9 protein-coding genes are annotated in these 15269 nt (G+C 39.6%); 3 read left to right on the top strand and 6 right to left on the bottom strand.

Annotation, left to right across the window (positions count from 1 at the left end; translation table 11 throughout):
* Positions 1-61 precede the first annotated feature (61 nt).
* The 4 genes from A3775_RS01815 to A3775_RS01800 form a co-directional block, all read right to left on the bottom strand.
* Positions 62-1717 (bottom strand): glycosyltransferase family 39 protein, encoded by a 1656-nt coding sequence (locus tag A3775_RS01815; protein ID WP_066423625.1) that lies wholly within the window; start codon positions 1715-1717, stop codon positions 62-64.
* A gap of 212 nt (positions 1718-1929) precedes the next feature.
* Positions 1930-2538, bottom strand: a complete 609-nt coding sequence (locus A3775_RS01810) for a Uma2 family endonuclease (protein WP_066382551.1) — start codon at positions 2536-2538, stop codon at positions 1930-1932.
* Positions 2539-2801: 263 nt separating this feature from the next.
* Positions 2802-3932 (bottom strand): aldo/keto reductase, encoded by a 1131-nt coding sequence (locus tag A3775_RS01805; RefSeq protein WP_066423624.1) that lies wholly within the window; start codon positions 3930-3932, stop codon positions 2802-2804.
* 129 nt (positions 3933-4061) lie between these two features.
* On the bottom strand, positions 4062-4559 hold the full coding sequence (locus A3775_RS01800) for a bifunctional nuclease family protein (protein ID WP_066382555.1): 498 nt from the start codon (positions 4557-4559) through the stop codon (positions 4062-4064).
* Between the two features lie 337 nt (positions 4560-4896).
* On the opposite strand from A3775_RS01800, the gene A3775_RS01795 reads away from it, so the two are divergent.
* Entirely contained in the window at positions 4897-5574 is a 678-nt protein-coding gene (locus tag A3775_RS01795) for a riboflavin synthase (RefSeq protein WP_066382557.1), read from the top strand.
* 176 nt (positions 5575-5750) lie between these two features.
* Here A3775_RS01795 and A3775_RS01790 read toward each other — a convergent pair whose 3' ends face one another.
* Both A3775_RS01790 and A3775_RS01785 read right to left on the bottom strand, forming a co-directional pair.
* A complete protein-coding gene (locus tag A3775_RS01790) occupies positions 5751-7505 on the bottom strand; it encodes a peptidoglycan DD-metalloendopeptidase family protein (RefSeq protein ID WP_066423623.1) in 1755 nt (584 codons plus the stop codon).
* A gap of 100 nt (positions 7506-7605) precedes the next feature.
* The gene (locus A3775_RS01785; protein WP_066423621.1) at positions 7606-8418 is read right to left on the bottom strand and encodes a biotin--[acetyl-CoA-carboxylase] ligase; all 813 of its coding nucleotides are present in this window, start codon (positions 8416-8418) and stop codon (positions 7606-7608) included.
* A gap of 68 nt (positions 8419-8486) precedes the next feature.
* Between A3775_RS01785 and pgeF the strand changes: the two genes are divergently transcribed.
* Together pgeF and A3775_RS01775 are read left to right on the top strand one after the other, a co-directional pair.
* Positions 8487-9260, top strand: coding sequence for a peptidoglycan editing factor PgeF (gene pgeF, locus A3775_RS01780; RefSeq protein WP_066382563.1), 774 nt, complete (start codon positions 8487-8489; stop codon positions 9258-9260).
* A 336-nt stretch (positions 9261-9596) separates the two neighbouring features.
* On the top strand, positions 9597-15227 hold the full coding sequence (locus A3775_RS01775; protein ID WP_066423620.1) for an ATP-binding sensor histidine kinase: 5631 nt from the start codon (positions 9597-9599) through the stop codon (positions 15225-15227).
* Positions 15228-15269: the final 42 nt, after the last annotated feature.

Below are 15269 nucleotides of genomic sequence, written 5' to 3'. Positions count from 1 at the left end.
GTTGCAGGGGAGAGGTTTGGAGAGGGGAAAATCCAATGCACAATGCCCAATGCCCAAATAATTACTTACCGCATCGGTAAAGCTGATAAGGAATTCCGATGCGGTAGTGTTGTTTGGGGTCAATGATACAATTGATTTGCTCAGATAACGCCAACATTTCAGGATAATCCCTTCGTCTCAAACCAGGGGCGACAATCCATAAATTTAGGCGAGATGTAACGGATGTAGACAGTTGTGAAAGTTTTTCCCAAACAACAGAAAAATCAGGGGTTCTATTTAAAGCTGCAAAACTATCAAACTCAGATTTTTGATTTCTGATTTGTTCTAGTCTTAAAGCAAAACTCAGCCCTAAAGCCACATCTTGATAATTTTCATAAGTGACTACTAACATCACAGGTATAGATGGTTCAAAATTGATATGTTCTGCCACTTTTTCCGGCTGAAATGGCTTTTGAAACATCAAATTAAACACAACAAAAATACTACTTAATAAACCAACTAATATAAAAATTAATATAATTTTTTGTTGGTGAATTTTGACTGGTGGAATTTTAACTATGCTAGCTGCTAAAAGGGCGCAAAAACTAGGATAGTAGACAAAACTATAACGGGGAATAGCAGTAATATCTTTACCAACTACATAAGCAATAGTGAAGCACTGTAATAATACCAACGCAGTGAAAATTATTAGGGTTAATGTCGCCAACCGGGTTGTATCTTGTAAGCATAATTGCTTTAACCCTTTAAGAATTATGCTTCCAGCCCAAATAGTGAAACTCAACATTAATAACCCAGAAACAATAGTAATTATTAATGATTGATTTTCTACAGGTAAAGCTATAATCATCAACATCCAGTTAATCAGAGTTTGATAAAAAGGTGCAATAATGATTGTGCTAGGTAGCCAATTAGTTTCTGAGCGTTGAGCGTGGCTAAGAGTTATCAATATCCAAGGTAGAAAACATATAATTACACTAGCAGTAGATATAATTAGAGCTAGCCAAACTTGACGCTTACTAACTAACTGAGATTTATCCCAATAAATAACTATCAGTAAAGTAGCAATTTCCGCGATAAAAGCTAGAATAAAGAAATAGTGAACATAAAAACCAATAATATTAATAAAAACCCATAAACACCAAACCCAAAATCTCATGCGTCCTTTAACAATATCTTGCTGAATTTGCATAAATCCCAACAATGATAGAGTAATCAGGAACATGGGGAAGGTATAGTGTCGTGCTTCTTGAGAAAGATAGACAGCGAAGGGAGAAACCGCCATCAGAAAAGCGGCTAAAATTCCTGATGTGGGTGAAAAGGCGATACAATTGACACCGTAAATAGCTAAAATAGCACCAATACCAAACAAAGCAGGTAGCGATCGCAATTTTGTCACCCAATCATTACCCAAAGGAGTCAACCAAGCCAACCAGCCATACATCCCACAAAAAAATAAAGGCGGATGGGTAGATTGACTAGCAAGATTATCAGCGATTTCTCGACAACTAACCCCAGACTTAAAAGTAAAAATTTCATGTACCTGATGCAGAGGAAAAACCACATCTAAAGGCAAATCCTGATAATTTTTACCTAAACTAAAGATAGCAGTAATCACCTCATCCATCCACAGAGGTTTTAAATCTAAATGCCAAAAACGCAAAACAGAACCGAGTGCGATCGCCCCCAATAACCAAAAATAATATTGGCAATTTTTCATCTTATAAAACTTCAGTATTTCTTTGCCCAAATTCCTCAAAAAAAGCGCATAGCAAACTTTTCTTTTATCGTAATTAACACCTACATCTAATCAATAAATATTCTACACCTATTTGTCACCCCAACCAGCAGACCTTTCTGAAACCTCCGCGTACCTCCGCGTTTCCCTCCGCGTTCCTCTGCGTTTAAAAATTAAACCTTGGGTACACCCAACTAATCTAAATTATCAATTTCCCCTTCCCCTTCCATAACCTCAAACTTCACCTTATTATATAAATCTTGTAAACTAATATCAAAAGGTAAACTTACCAGCGATATTTGCTCATCCTCTTGATTATATTCGTGCAAATTCCATTGCTTTTTCCCAGTTTTAGAAACCTGTTCCACATAAACCTGGTGTTGATTAATTAACAAATATTCTTGTAAGCTAGAAATTGTCCGATAAGCCTGAAATTTATCTTCCCTGTCATAGCCTTGAGTCGATTTTGATAACACCTCAACTATTACCTGGGGATTTAAAATTATATCTGTACGGTTGTTAAGAAATTCCGGCTCACCAGCCACAATCATCACATCTGGATATGTGTAGATGCGCTTTTGGGGTATCCATAGACGAACATCACCCATATAAACTCGATAGTTTTGCTTTTTGAAAGCGTAATTCAACTCAGTGCTGAAATTGAGTGCTATTTGGTTATGATTTACTGTTCCACCCGCGATTGGAATGATTTTCCCCTCAATATATTCACTTTTGTACTCAGCCGTTTCTTCTAGTGCTAAATATTCCTCTGGGGTGTAGTATCGCTGTTGAGTGATTGCCATAGTTTTATTAATTAGCGACAGCCTCAAGAGATTTTCATCATCTTACGAAATAGTTTAACGCAATTGTTTGGCAAGATATGCTACTGCTGTCTATGGGTAATTTTTGGTAATTTTGATTGCTTAAGTAAGTCGGCGGGAATAAATATAACTATGTTCAGTAATGCAAACTTATAAAAATCGAGTTCGTAGTAAGGACTTTAGTCCTAAAATAAGGACTGAAGTCCTTACTACAAACCTTTAATTATTTACGCTGTTCTACTTATTTATCCCCACAATCTTCTACCAGCTTTACCATTTAATCGATTGTGAGCATCAGCTAATAAAGCCGGAATATCTAACTTTTCGGGACAAAGAGGTAAACAATCACCGCATTCTGTGCAACGGTTGGCTTTCATTCCAGGAAACCAATGACCAGCATTTTCAAACATTCCATAACGATACTGCCCGTAATCTGTCATATCGTAAGCCACAGCTAAATTACGTAAGCGTAAAACCTCTGGAATATGAATCTTTTCTGGGCAAGGTAAACAAGCATAGCATTGGCTACACTTATCAGTTTCTAAAACTGTTTTTTGATGGATTTCTAAGCGTTCAAAAATTAAATTTTCTGCTGATGTTAACTCACTAATGCTATCAGCAACTTTTAAAGGTTCTGTTAATTCTTCTGGGTTGGCTGGCCCTACACTTAAGGTAGTAATGCGTTGATCACTCAGTAAAAATCGATAGTTTAATTCTAAAGGTGAAAATGGCTGACATAAATCTTTAAGGGTTTCGGGAGGTGTGTAGAGTTTTCCTCCCTTATCGGCTGGGGAAATAATAAAAACGCCCATGTCTTTTTCAGTCGCTAACTGAATTGCTGGCGCGTTTCTTTGAAAAAAATAGTAATAATGCAGATTGACAAATTCAAATAAATCTGTATTTATAGCTGCTTGTATTAATTCTAATGCACCGTGGGAGGAAAAGCCAACGTGTCTGACTCGACCATCGGTAATCGCTTCTGCGACGGCTTTCATACAGCCACCTTTGGCTTGTACCAACTCTAGATGTTCCCAAGTGTTTAAGCCATGAATTCCCAGACAATCTAAATAATCTGTATTTAATCTTTCTAGGGATTCATGGATATACCGACGCATACTATCAGCATCAGCTGTAGGTGGGATTTTGGTAGTGATGTACAGTTGGGAACGAGGTACTGACAAACCACTTTTAATGACTTTACCGAGATACTCCTCACTTTTACCGTATCCTCTGGCTGTTTCTATATGATTGATTCCCTGCGCTATGGCTTTGTTGATAGTCTGCTGAACATTTTCAGCATCAGCTAGGTAGCGCATTGTTCCTAAAGAAAAAACCGAAAGGTGTAGATTTGTTTTCCCAAAGCGTCGATACTGCATAAGTTTAGTTGCGAGTAAGGGAACTCTAAAAAATAAATTATTTCGCTTAAAGTTCCTGAACGTTCACTGTTAACTGTTAACCGTTAACAGTCAACAGTCAACACTCAACACTTAATACTTAGCACTTTTTTAACTGTCACCATTATCAAAACGCTTGATCAAATCTTCAGGACGAAGATTTGAGACAAATTCCCGGAAAGCTTGTTGTTCTGCTTCATCAGCGTCACGATCAACAGGAATAGAAGCATCTGCAATCACTTCTTCCATTACCCAAATTGGGGAATTTGTACGCAAAGCAACTGCGATCGCATCGCTAGGACGTGCATCAATTTCTTTTTTGACTTCGCCTTGCTGGACAATCAACGCCGCATAAAATGTATCTTTCTGCAAAGAATGAATGATGACTTTTTCTAAAGTCATATTCCATGCTTCCAGAATATTCACAATCAGGTCGTGGGTTAATGGTCGAGGAGGCTTTTGATTCTCCAACGCGCCCATAATTGCCCTAGCTTGTTCTTGTCCAATATAAATTGGCAAAGCCCGCCGATCTGAGGCATCTTTTAAGAGTATTATCGGACTGCGGGTGATGGCATCTAATGCTATACCAGCGACTTTCATTTCAATCATTGGCTATGCCTCTAAAATCATGGGTTCGCTTAATCTTAAGTGATAAATTTTACCCTCGGTTGGGTAAGTAGAAGGAGAAATAAACATAGGCATTGTTCTCTATAATTGCCTCTATTAAACTCCCAACTGGTTGTGAACACCAGAGTAAGTCAAATTGGTCTTGATCGACAACAACCTTCTTAACCAAGTATGCCTTGTGCGGGATGCCATTGTGTTAATAAACTTATAATAAAAACAGTCAGAAAATATACTCATAATTTCCGGCATTTTTGTCAGAATTACCAGTTGTTTTTCGGCATTTTTAGGCAATAAATAGAGTTAGTTTCAAAAAAAAGCCGTGTTTACAGGATTAATCCAAGCATTAGGAACAATCAAGCCCCTAGGGGGAGATTCTTGGCAAATTACTTGCGTGAGTCAGTCATCATTAATTATGGAGGATTTGGCTTATGGTGATAGTGTTGCCGTAGACGGTGTTTGCCTAACAGTGGAAGAAATTTTAAAAAATGGGTTTATTGCCTCAGCTTCACCGGAAACTTTACGCCGCACAACTCTAGGAACAGAGCAAGCACAACAGGGATACGTGAATCTCGAAACCTCGTTACGGGTAGGTGGAAAAGTCGGCGGTCATTTTGTCATGGGTCATGTAGACGGTGTAGGTCGATTGGTAGAAGCTCAACAGACTAAAAGTTCTTGGGAAATGACGTTTATCGCACCGGAGGCGATCGCCCGCTATATTGTCCCCAAAGGTAGTATTGCTGTCAACGGCGTTAGTCTGACAATAGCTGCTTACGAAGCGGAATTATCTCAGTTTACCGTGGCCGTAATTCCGGTTACTTATGCTGAAACCAATCTGCACTATCTTGCATCTGGCAGTTTGGTAAATTTAGAAGGCGATATTCTCGGCAAATACGTTGAAAAATTGCTTCACCCTGGCAAAAGCTACCTCACAACCCCAGATGATAACAGCCTGAGTGAAGTTACACCCGCATTTTTAGCAGAACATGGATATTTGTAGGGATTGGGGATTGGGAATTGGGGACTGGGGATTGGGGACTGGGGACTGGGTATAAACAAGTCAAAAGTCAAAAATTCTGCGGAAAATTCATTTAATTTTGAATTTTGTAGGCGTAAGCCTTCCCGTAGGGTATGCGTGAATTTTGAATTGATTTGTCTCCCCTACTCCCCACTCCCTTACTCTCGGATTGCTTGCGCTGTTTGTACGCCTTGCAATAACTGGCTGAGGGCGACTTGTAACTGTACACCAGGGTCAACTGCTACCCAGCCGTTTGGAGTCAAATGACGGACTTCAAAGTGCAGATGAGGTCCTGTAGAATTACCTGTACTACCTACTCTACCGATGACTGTGCCTGGTTCTACCCACTGTCCGGGACGAACAAAGATTTCTGACATGTGGCCGTAGAGGGTTTGTTGAGCAGAAGCGTGGTTGAGGATGACGGTTAAACCGTAACCACCCACCCAATCAGCCGTTTGTACTTGACCCTTAGCGGCTGCCAAAATGGGTGTACCCAGAGGCGCACCTAAGTCAGTACCAGCATGGAAACGGCGATCGCCTGTAATCGGGTGAATTCGCCAACCAAATAACGAAGTAATCGGAGCAGCCACAGCCAAGGGATACACCATCCCGGAACCGCCACGATAAGCGATCGTACCTGTGTAGGGTATTTGTGGTAATACTGATGCCAAGGGTATATCGTATGCTACGGTGCTAGCACGCGGGGCAAAATTACCTTCTGCCATTGGTGGGGGTAATGTTCCACCACTGGGAGCAATGGGCGTAGCATTAACTTTGGTGGTAGCAAATTCGCTGGGCTGAGGAATAAAGCGGTTAGGATTATATGAGGTTTTAGTCACACTACCCGACGCTACCGTTGAACTCCGCCATCTCCTAGGACTCTCAGCCTGAGCCGATGAGCGTACTGGGGAGACAGAGACAGTTGGTGAGACAGTAGCTAACTTAGCAGTTTCACTTTTCTTGAGCCATGTAGGGGTTGATTTACCCGTGGAATTGGCAACACTTTGGCTAGCAGCTGGTGGTTTGGCGCAGAAGCTACCGGCTACCCTCTGCCCTGAAGCCAAAGTTGTGCGACACCCACTAGAGCGTTCTGTGAGGATGACAGAATTTGGTGCTTGATAAGTCCCTATCTCGGCACTATAGTCGTTAGGGTCAATATAAGCGTTGTTATAATCCCGCTTAGGTTGCTCAACTTTAACGCTGTTATTACTATCCGAATTCTGGGATGGTTGGGCAGCTGTTGGCTTTTGCTCAGGTAAAGAGCGAGTCGGGGTAGTTACTTCTAGCTGGGGTGTTACCTCTGAATCTTGAGCCGCACTCACCCGTGTAGTTTCTACTTGCGGTTGTGACTTTTTGGCATTCACAGGGTTAGCTACTTCTAGCTTGGGTTTCACCTGTGAGTTTTCAGTAGCACTCACCCGTGTAGTTTGTACTTGCGGCGGTGACTTTTTGACATTCACAGGGTTAGCTACTTCTAGCTTGGGTTTCACCTGTGAGTTTTTCGCCGGAGTCATGGGCGTAGTTTGTACTTGCGGTTGTGATTTTTTAACGCTCACAACTGGCTTGTTAGATTCAATCTCAATTTTAGCTTGAGATGATCTAACTGGCTTTTGTGTTTGAGAAACCCCAGAATTACGTAGCCTTTGCCTGAGTTCGGCTTGTCTTGTAGACACTTTTGGCTGCGGTTGAGATGCTGGTGGTATAACAATATCTTTTTTTACAGAATTTTCCCCGGTTGTGGGCTGGGAATTTTCAATAGTAGGAACGATGTTATCTATCGATGTTTCCGTTTGGGCAAACACCAGGCCGCCACTGAGGAAACTAACGCTACTTAACCAACATAAACCTTGTGCTGGTAGAGTGTAGGCTAGGGGTTTTTTTTGATTATGGGCAGAGTGATTGCGCTGCGTCATTTTTTCTCTGAGTTGAGTTGTGTCTTATTTGCCTAAAAAGATGATGCTAGTGGTTTGTTTTGATTAAAGAGCGAAATTATCAACAAACCTCAGACGAACCTTAAGACTTACGATAACCCAAACTAATCTTACCGGGTTCTAAAGAAATTTCTTGTGTTCTTATATCATTTATAGATTCTGTCTCGAAAGTCACCCTTAAATCACCTTGCGGCGTTACGCCAATGATAGTTCCTGCAAGATTATTGACGTATACGCGATCGCCCATGTTCACCAATAATTCTATATAGCGAGACAAAAGTATACTTACTCCTTCTTGGCAAAGGCAAGTTATACCGGACTCTATCCCCAGCAAAACCTGACAAATTAGCATTTCCAGACAGGAAATAGGCTGATGCGGTTGATTAGCTTGCCAGGATTGTAAATTGATTCCTGTTTCTGGTACTGGATTAGTCCAGTTAATCCCCACACCAATTACAGCTTGTGTAATCATACCTTGGTTGACTTTAGTTTCTGTGAGAATGCCGCCTAATTTGCGACCATCTAAGACTAAATCATTAGGCCATTTAATTCCAATATCAATACCACATTCACGCAATTGATCAGCGATACCCCAAGCACTGGCTAAAGTTAGCTGATAGCTGAGGTTAGCTGCTAAATTAGGAGTAATCGCCACAGAAAGATATAGTCCGCCTGTTTGGGATACCCACTGGCGGCCCCACTGTCCGCGTCCGGCTGTTTGTTCTGTCGCAATCACTACTGTACCTACACCTGCGCCTTGGTTGATTAAGTCCCAGGCTACTAGGTTTGTTGATGTCACATTGTTAAATATATGTAGGGAAAATGGTAAATAATCATACTTACGCTCGGCGGTGAGCGCAGCTAGTAATTTTTGCTGATTAAGTTCCACAGCCATTAACTGAAATTCCGTTGTTCAAGTTAGCATTGATTGGCTGGTAAATTTCTGTTTAGGTTTGGTTCAAGATGCACACTTGGCAATGGCATAATTGGCAGGGACTACCATATTTGACTTGTAGTCTCTTAGGCAATTGGCGGCATGGTTTTTTTACCCAGCAGTTTTGGCCGCGATCGCCCCAGGAATTAACAAAGATGCTGCACCCAGAAGCATCAGCATATCGCTTAAAACAGGTACATGGCAATACTGTTCTCACCCCGACGGAAATAGACAGCAAGCTAGATTCAGCAGATGCTTTAGCGGCGGCGGATGGTTTAGTGAGTGAGCAACCTTTACAAGCGGTTTGGGTTGCCAGTGCTGATTGTACACCGGTTTTGATTGGGGATGTGAAAACTGGTCAGGTAGCCGCAATCCACGCAGGTTGGAGAGGTACAGCCCAGAAAATTGTCCCCCAGGCGATCGCCCGGATGCAAGCCCAAGGTAGTCATCTCGCTGACTTGCGGATTGCAATGGGGCCAGCCATTACTGGGGAGGTTTACCAAGTTTCTGTAGATGTAGCCGCCGAAATTGGGTCTACAATTATATCACATAACGACAACCAAAACATAGTCAATACATTACACGCGCTACCCCATTCACCATTATTAGCTGACCCAGAACCGGGGAGAGTCAGACTAGATGTGCGACGAGTGAATACTTTGCAAATGCAAAGTATAGGTATTAGTGTAGAGCAGATAGCGATCGCACCCTATTGTACCTACCAAACTCCTGATCATTTCTTTTCCTACCGTCGTGAACAACAGAAAAAAGTTCAATGGTCAGGGATTGTTAGCGTATCTTAAAACGCCTTGTCATGGTTAAAACAACCATGACATAATTTCATGCTTTATGATGCTTATACTCATCATATAAATACAAGACTTACGCAACTGGTATATTGGTAAGGTGCGTCAGATATCAAACATCAGTTTATTGACAGCATTTAAACAGTCTGATGCACCCTACAAGACATACCAGACATTTGTCATCTGACACTTGGGTAAGTCCTAAAATAATGTCGCCTGATGGTATTGATAGCAATTATACTCAATCCATACCGATGAACATTTCTACTGATGTTCACAGGTAGCAAATGGGAATAATACATCATAAACATCAGTGCGTGAGTAAACATCTTTATGACGGTTTCATCCAATACAAATTTTGCAATTCCTGGTTATCGCATCACAGAACAAATTTACACAGGTAGCAAAACAATCGTATATCGAGCCATCAGAGAAGAAGAGCAAAAAGCAGTAGTAATCAAACTGATGCGGAATGAATACCCCACATTCAACGAAATCGCCCAATTTGGCAATGAATACACTATTACTAAAAACCTGCAAATACCAGGGATAATTAAACCCATCAGCCTAGAAAAATACGGAAACAGTTACGCCTTAGTTATGGAAGATATCGGCGGAGTCTCCCTAGCAGCATGGAAACAACAACACAGTATCAGCCTGGAGGAATTTTTCTCGATAGCTATCAATATAGTGTCTACCCTCGAAGAACTACACAAAGCACGCATCATTCACAAAGACATCAAACCCGCCAACATCTTAATTAACCCCAACACACTAGAAGTCAGAGTGATAGACTTCAGCATCGCCAGCTTACTCCCCAGAGAAGTGCAACTACTCACAAATCCCAACGTCCTAGAGGGGACACTAGCATACATCTCTCCTGAACAAACCGGACGGATGAACCGAGGTATTGACTACCGCAGTGACTTTTATTCCTTGGGGGTGACATTTTTTGAACTGCTGGCAGGAGAGTTACCGTTTACCAGCAATGACCCAATAGAGTTAGTCTACTGTCATATTGCCAAACAACCACCACAGCCAGAACACAAAAGGAAAGACATACCGCCCATTTTAGGGCATATAGTCAGTAAACTGATGGCAAAAAATGCCGAAGACCGCTATCAGAGTGCTTATGGTATAAAACATGACTTAGAAATTTGTCAACAGCAGTGGCTAACTACAGGAGATATCGCACCCTTTGATTTAGCAACAAAAGATATTTCTGACCGCTTTCTCATTCCAGAAAAACTCTATGGCCGTGAAAAAGAAGTAGCAACCCTGCTAGCAGCTTTTGAGCGAGTTACCCAAGGCGCGATAGAAATGGTGTTAGTTACAGGTCATTCTGGGGTGGGTAAAACGGCTGTGGTGAGTGAGGTACATAAACCTATTGTTCGCCAACGCAGTTATTTCATTCAAGGTAAGTTTGACCAATTACAGAGAGATATTCCTCTGTTTGGATTTGTACAAGCATTTCGAGATTTAATGAAGCAGATTTTGAGTGAGTCTGATGAGCAAATTCAGGCGTGGAAAACTCAAATTCTCTTGGCTTTGGGTGAACAAGCCCAGGTAATCATGGATGTGATTCCAGAGTTGGAACTAATTTTGGGTACACAGCCAACGGTGACAGAGTTGGTGGGTAGTGCGGCAGAAAATCGCTTTAGTTGGTTGTTCCAACGATTTATTCAAGTGTTCACTGCTAATGAGCGTCCTTTAGTTTTATTTTTAGATGATTTACAGTGGGCTGATGCTACTTCTTTAAAGTTTTTACAATTGTTGATGTCTGAGTTTCAACAGGGTGAAAAGGTTCACTCTGGTCTATTGTTAATTGGTGCTTATCGTAATCATGAGGTTGCACCGACTCATCCATTAAATTTAGTAATAAACGAAATTCTTAAATTGGGTGGTAACTTAGAAACTATTATTTTAACTGCTTTAACATTTGCCGATTTAACTAATCTGATTACAGATACATTACATTGTCCAGAAAATATTGCTATTTCTCTCACCCAAATTGTTTTTGCTAAAACTCAAGGAAATCCTTTCTTTACCCATCAATTTTTGAAATATCTTTATCAAGAAGAAATAATTTCATTTAACTCTCATCTCGGTTATTGGCATTGTGAGCTTACCAAAGTCCAAGCATTGAAACTCACAGATGATGTGGTTGAATTTATGCAGATTCAACTGAGCAAATTGCCGAGGACTACTCAGCAAGTATTACAATTAGCTGCTTGTATTGGCAATAAATTTGATTTAAACACTCTGGCAATTGTTTATGAAAAATCTCTGGCAGATACCGCCGCAGATTTATGGGCTGCTATTTTAGAAGGTCTCATTTTACCACAAGCTGAGGTTTATCAATTACAAGCAACAGATAATGATGAGCAATATCAAAAGTTTACCAAAAATTTGATTAAAGTCAGTTTGGATAAAAAAGAATCTACAAATTCTAGTTATTATTCACATCAATGTCAATTTGTCCATGATCGTATTCAACAAGCTGCCTATTCTTTAATTTCCGAACAGCAAAAGCAATCAATCCATTTGCAAATCGGAAAATTACTTTTAAGTAATACTCCCTCAACTGAACTAGAAGACAATATTTTTGAGATTGTCAATCAGTTGAATATGGCAATCAAGTTAATTATAGAGCCTAGCGATAGCATTCAACTAGCCGAGATGAATTTGATTGCTGGACGTAAAGCTTTCACATCAACGGCTTATCCATCTGCTCTGAATTATTTAAATACTGGTATTCAACTACTATCTAGTCAAAGTTGGGACACTCACTATCAACTCACCCTAGCTTTATATGAAACTGCTGCCGAAACATCATACTTGGCTGGGAACTTTGAGCAAATGGAAGTATTAGCTAATTTAGTTTTAGCAAACGCTCATACAGCTTTAGATAAAGTTAAAGTTTATGAAGTTAAAATTCAAGCTTATGGCTCACAAAATCAAGCTTTAGCATCTGTTAATACTGCTCTAGATTTTTTAAAGTCATTAGATGTAATTTTCCCAGAAAACCCCAGCCAGGAAGTGCTTGAGCTTGAATTGAAAAAAACTATTAGTAATTTTGCGAATAGACACATCGAAGATTTAATTAATTTGCCAATAATGACAGATGCAAAAGCATTAGCTGTCATGCGGATTTTATCTAGTGCATTTACTTTTTTCTTTCAAGCTGCACCCCAATTGATGCCCTTAGTTTGTTATAAACAAGTTAATCTATCACTAGAATATGGCAATTGTCCCCTATCAGCATTTGTGTATGTTATCTATGGTTTTATTTTGACTGGAATGTTGGGAGACATCAATTCTGGTTATCAATTTGGTAAACTCGCTTTAAATCTGAGTGAAAAATTTAATAATAAAGCTGTTAAAGTCAAGATTATCCCTGCCTATAATTACCATATTAGCCCTTGGAAAGAACATAATAATTCGCGACTGCAATCTTTTGTAGACAATTATTATGATGCTTTAGAAATGGGAGATTTAGAATTTGCTGCTATCTCTGTACAGAACTATTCTTGTTCTGCATATTTTCTGGGTAAAGAATTAAATACACTATCTCAAGAAATTGCTAGCCATAGTCATTATATTCGCCAAATTAAGCAAGAAAGGGTATTGTACTGGAATCAGTTATATAGACAAGTTGTTTTAAATTTACTCAGCGATTCTGAAGATTGTTATCGGTTAAATGGGGAAGCATACAATGAGCAACGAGACATTAAGTATCATTTGGCTGGTAAGGATGGTATCGGACTATTAAATTTATATATGTGCAAGACACAACTTTGCTATCTGATGGCTAACTACCATGAAGCAAAGGAGAACATTGAAAAATTAGAAAATTATTTACACGCTGCAATTGGTTCTTTAATTCTTCCCCAGTTTCATTTTTATGATTCCTTAGTCAGACTAGCAATACATCCTCATGCTTCTGAGTCTGAACGAGAAAAAATCTTAACAAAGGTAAAAACTAATCAAGATAAGTTACAGTATTGGTCAGATTATGCACCGATGAATTATCTACATAAATTTTATTTAGTAGAAGCGGAGTATGATCGGGTTTTAGGTAATAACTTAGCAGCTATAGATAATTACGAGCAAGCCATGATGCTGGCTCAAGAAAATGAGTATCTACATGAAGAAGCATTAGCTTGTGAATTAGCTGGGAAGTTTTATCTAGGCTGGGGTAAACAAAAGATAGCACAAACTTATTTAACTGATGCTTATCATGCTTATCAGCGTTGGGGTGCAGTCGCTAAGGTTAAAGATTTAGAACAACGTTATCCCAAATTACTGACTCAGATTACTCAACCAGATACATTACAAAATCATAGCAGCGAAATTATAGAGCCAAGCCGAGTTGCTATCCTGAAATCTCTCAGCACAGCTAGCACTCAAGAAACCTTGAGCAGTTCTAACACCAGTATTTCCGATATGCTGGATTTAGGAACTGTGATTAAAGCTTCACAGGTACTGTCTGGTGAGATTGAACTAGAACAGTTACTTTCTACTTTAATGGCTGTGGTGATGGAAAATGCTGGCGCATCAAAAGCAGTTTTGCTGTTGAGTGAGGGTGATAGTGATTTAAAAGTTACTGCCGTTAGTTCTAGTGCAACTGATGGTGCTATTTTGACTGAGTTCCCATCAATCAGTCTAGAAAATAGTCAAGATATACCTGTGACTTTGATTAATTATGTTAAACGCACCAAGGAGATTTTTGTGAGTGATGATGCCAAAACTGTGGCATTTTTAGCAAGCGATCGCTACATTCTCAAGCAAAAACCTCAAAGCCTCTACTGCATACCGATTATTAATCAAGGTAAGCTATTAGGTATTCTGTATCTAGATAATCATCTTACCACAGGAGCATTCACGCGCGATCGCGTGGAATTACTCAAACTTATCACCACCCAAGCCGCCATCTCTCTAGAAAATGCCATACTCTACGATAGTTTAGCTACCGCTAATCAACGCTTAGAAGAACACAACTATAACCTAGAGAAAAAAGTCGCTGAAAGAACTCAAGAACTCCAAGAAAAAAATCAAGATTTACAACAAACTTTAGAGGAATTACAACGTACTCAAGCTTATTTAGTCCAAAGTGAAAAAATGTCTTCTTTGGGACAAATGGTAGCGGGAATTGCCCATGAGATTAATAACCCCATTAATTTCATTCATGGTAATATTGATCATGCGAGTCATTATGTCCAAGATTTATTAGATTTGGTGGAAATTTATCAACAAGAATACCCCTCACCATCTCATGTAATTGCGGAAAAATTAGCAGAAATTGATATAAATTTTCTGGCTGAAGACTTACCAAAAGTTCTGGATTCCATGAAAATGGGCAGTTCACGAATTCGTAATATTGTTGTTGGTTTACGCAACTTTTCCCGTTTGGATCAAGCAGAAATGAAACCTGTAGATATTCATGAGGGTATTGAAAATACTTTGATGATTTTACAGCATCGACTCAAACAAAAAAGCAATTTTCCCGAAATTTTAGTTACAAAACAATATGCTAAATTGCCATTAGTTAATTGCTATGCTGGTCAACTGAATCAGGTATTTATGAATATCATCAGTAATGCAATTGATGCGCTGGAGGAGTCAAAAGTTAATATTTCACAGTCACAAGAACCAAAGACTAAACTATCTAATCAACCAGAGATAATTATCTCTACTGAATTAGTAGATTCGCAGCAGGTACGAATTAAGATTGCTGATAATGGTTGTGGTATGTCACCAAAAGTCAAGCAAAAAATATTTGACCCATTTTTTACTACTAAGCCTGTAGGTAGTGGTACAGGTTTAGGTTTATCTATTAGTTATCAAGTTGTTGTAGAAAGGCACAAAGGTGAGTTAATTTGTAATTCTACTCCTGGTGAGGGAACTGAGTTTATTATTGAGATTCCTCTGAATGATTTTAATACAATTACTGATGCCAATTAGATTTGAGTTGATACTTGATATCTAACGCAAACCTTGACCCTA

It is taken from the genome of Anabaena sp. 4-3, assembly GCF_001597745.1.
Taxonomy (GTDB): Bacteria; Cyanobacteriota; Cyanobacteriia; order Cyanobacteriales; family Nostocaceae; genus Trichormus.
This window is presented reverse-complemented; position numbering and strand designations above follow the sequence as displayed.

What these genes read in the sequence shown, in the direction of transcription:
- A3775_RS01810 (WP_066382551.1), bottom strand. Translation starts at nt 2,538, where the DNA reads ATGGCAATCACTCAACAGCGATACTACACCCCAGAGGAATATTTAGCA.
- A3775_RS01815 (WP_066423625.1), bottom strand. Translation starts at nt 1,717, where the DNA reads ATGAAAAATTGCCAATATTATTTTTGGTTATTGGGGGCGATCGCACTC.
- A3775_RS01805 (WP_066423624.1), bottom strand. Translation starts at nt 3,932, where the DNA reads ATGCAGTATCGACGCTTTGGGAAAACAAATCTACACCTTTCGGTTTTT.
- A3775_RS01800 (WP_066382555.1), bottom strand. Translation starts at nt 4,559, where the DNA reads ATGATTGAAATGAAAGTCGCTGGTATAGCATTAGATGCCATCACCCGC.
- A3775_RS01785 (WP_066423621.1), bottom strand. Translation starts at nt 8,418, where the DNA reads ATGGCTGTGGAACTTAATCAGCAAAAATTACTAGCTGCGCTCACCGCC.
- A3775_RS01775 (WP_066423620.1), top strand. Translation starts at nt 9,597, where the DNA reads ATGACGGTTTCATCCAATACAAATTTTGCAATTCCTGGTTATCGCATC.
- A3775_RS01790 (WP_066423623.1), bottom strand. Translation starts at nt 7,505, where the DNA reads ATGACGCAGCGCAATCACTCTGCCCATAATCAAAAAAAACCCCTAGCC.
- pgeF (WP_066382563.1), top strand. Translation starts at nt 8,487, where the DNA reads ATGCACACTTGGCAATGGCATAATTGGCAGGGACTACCATATTTGACT.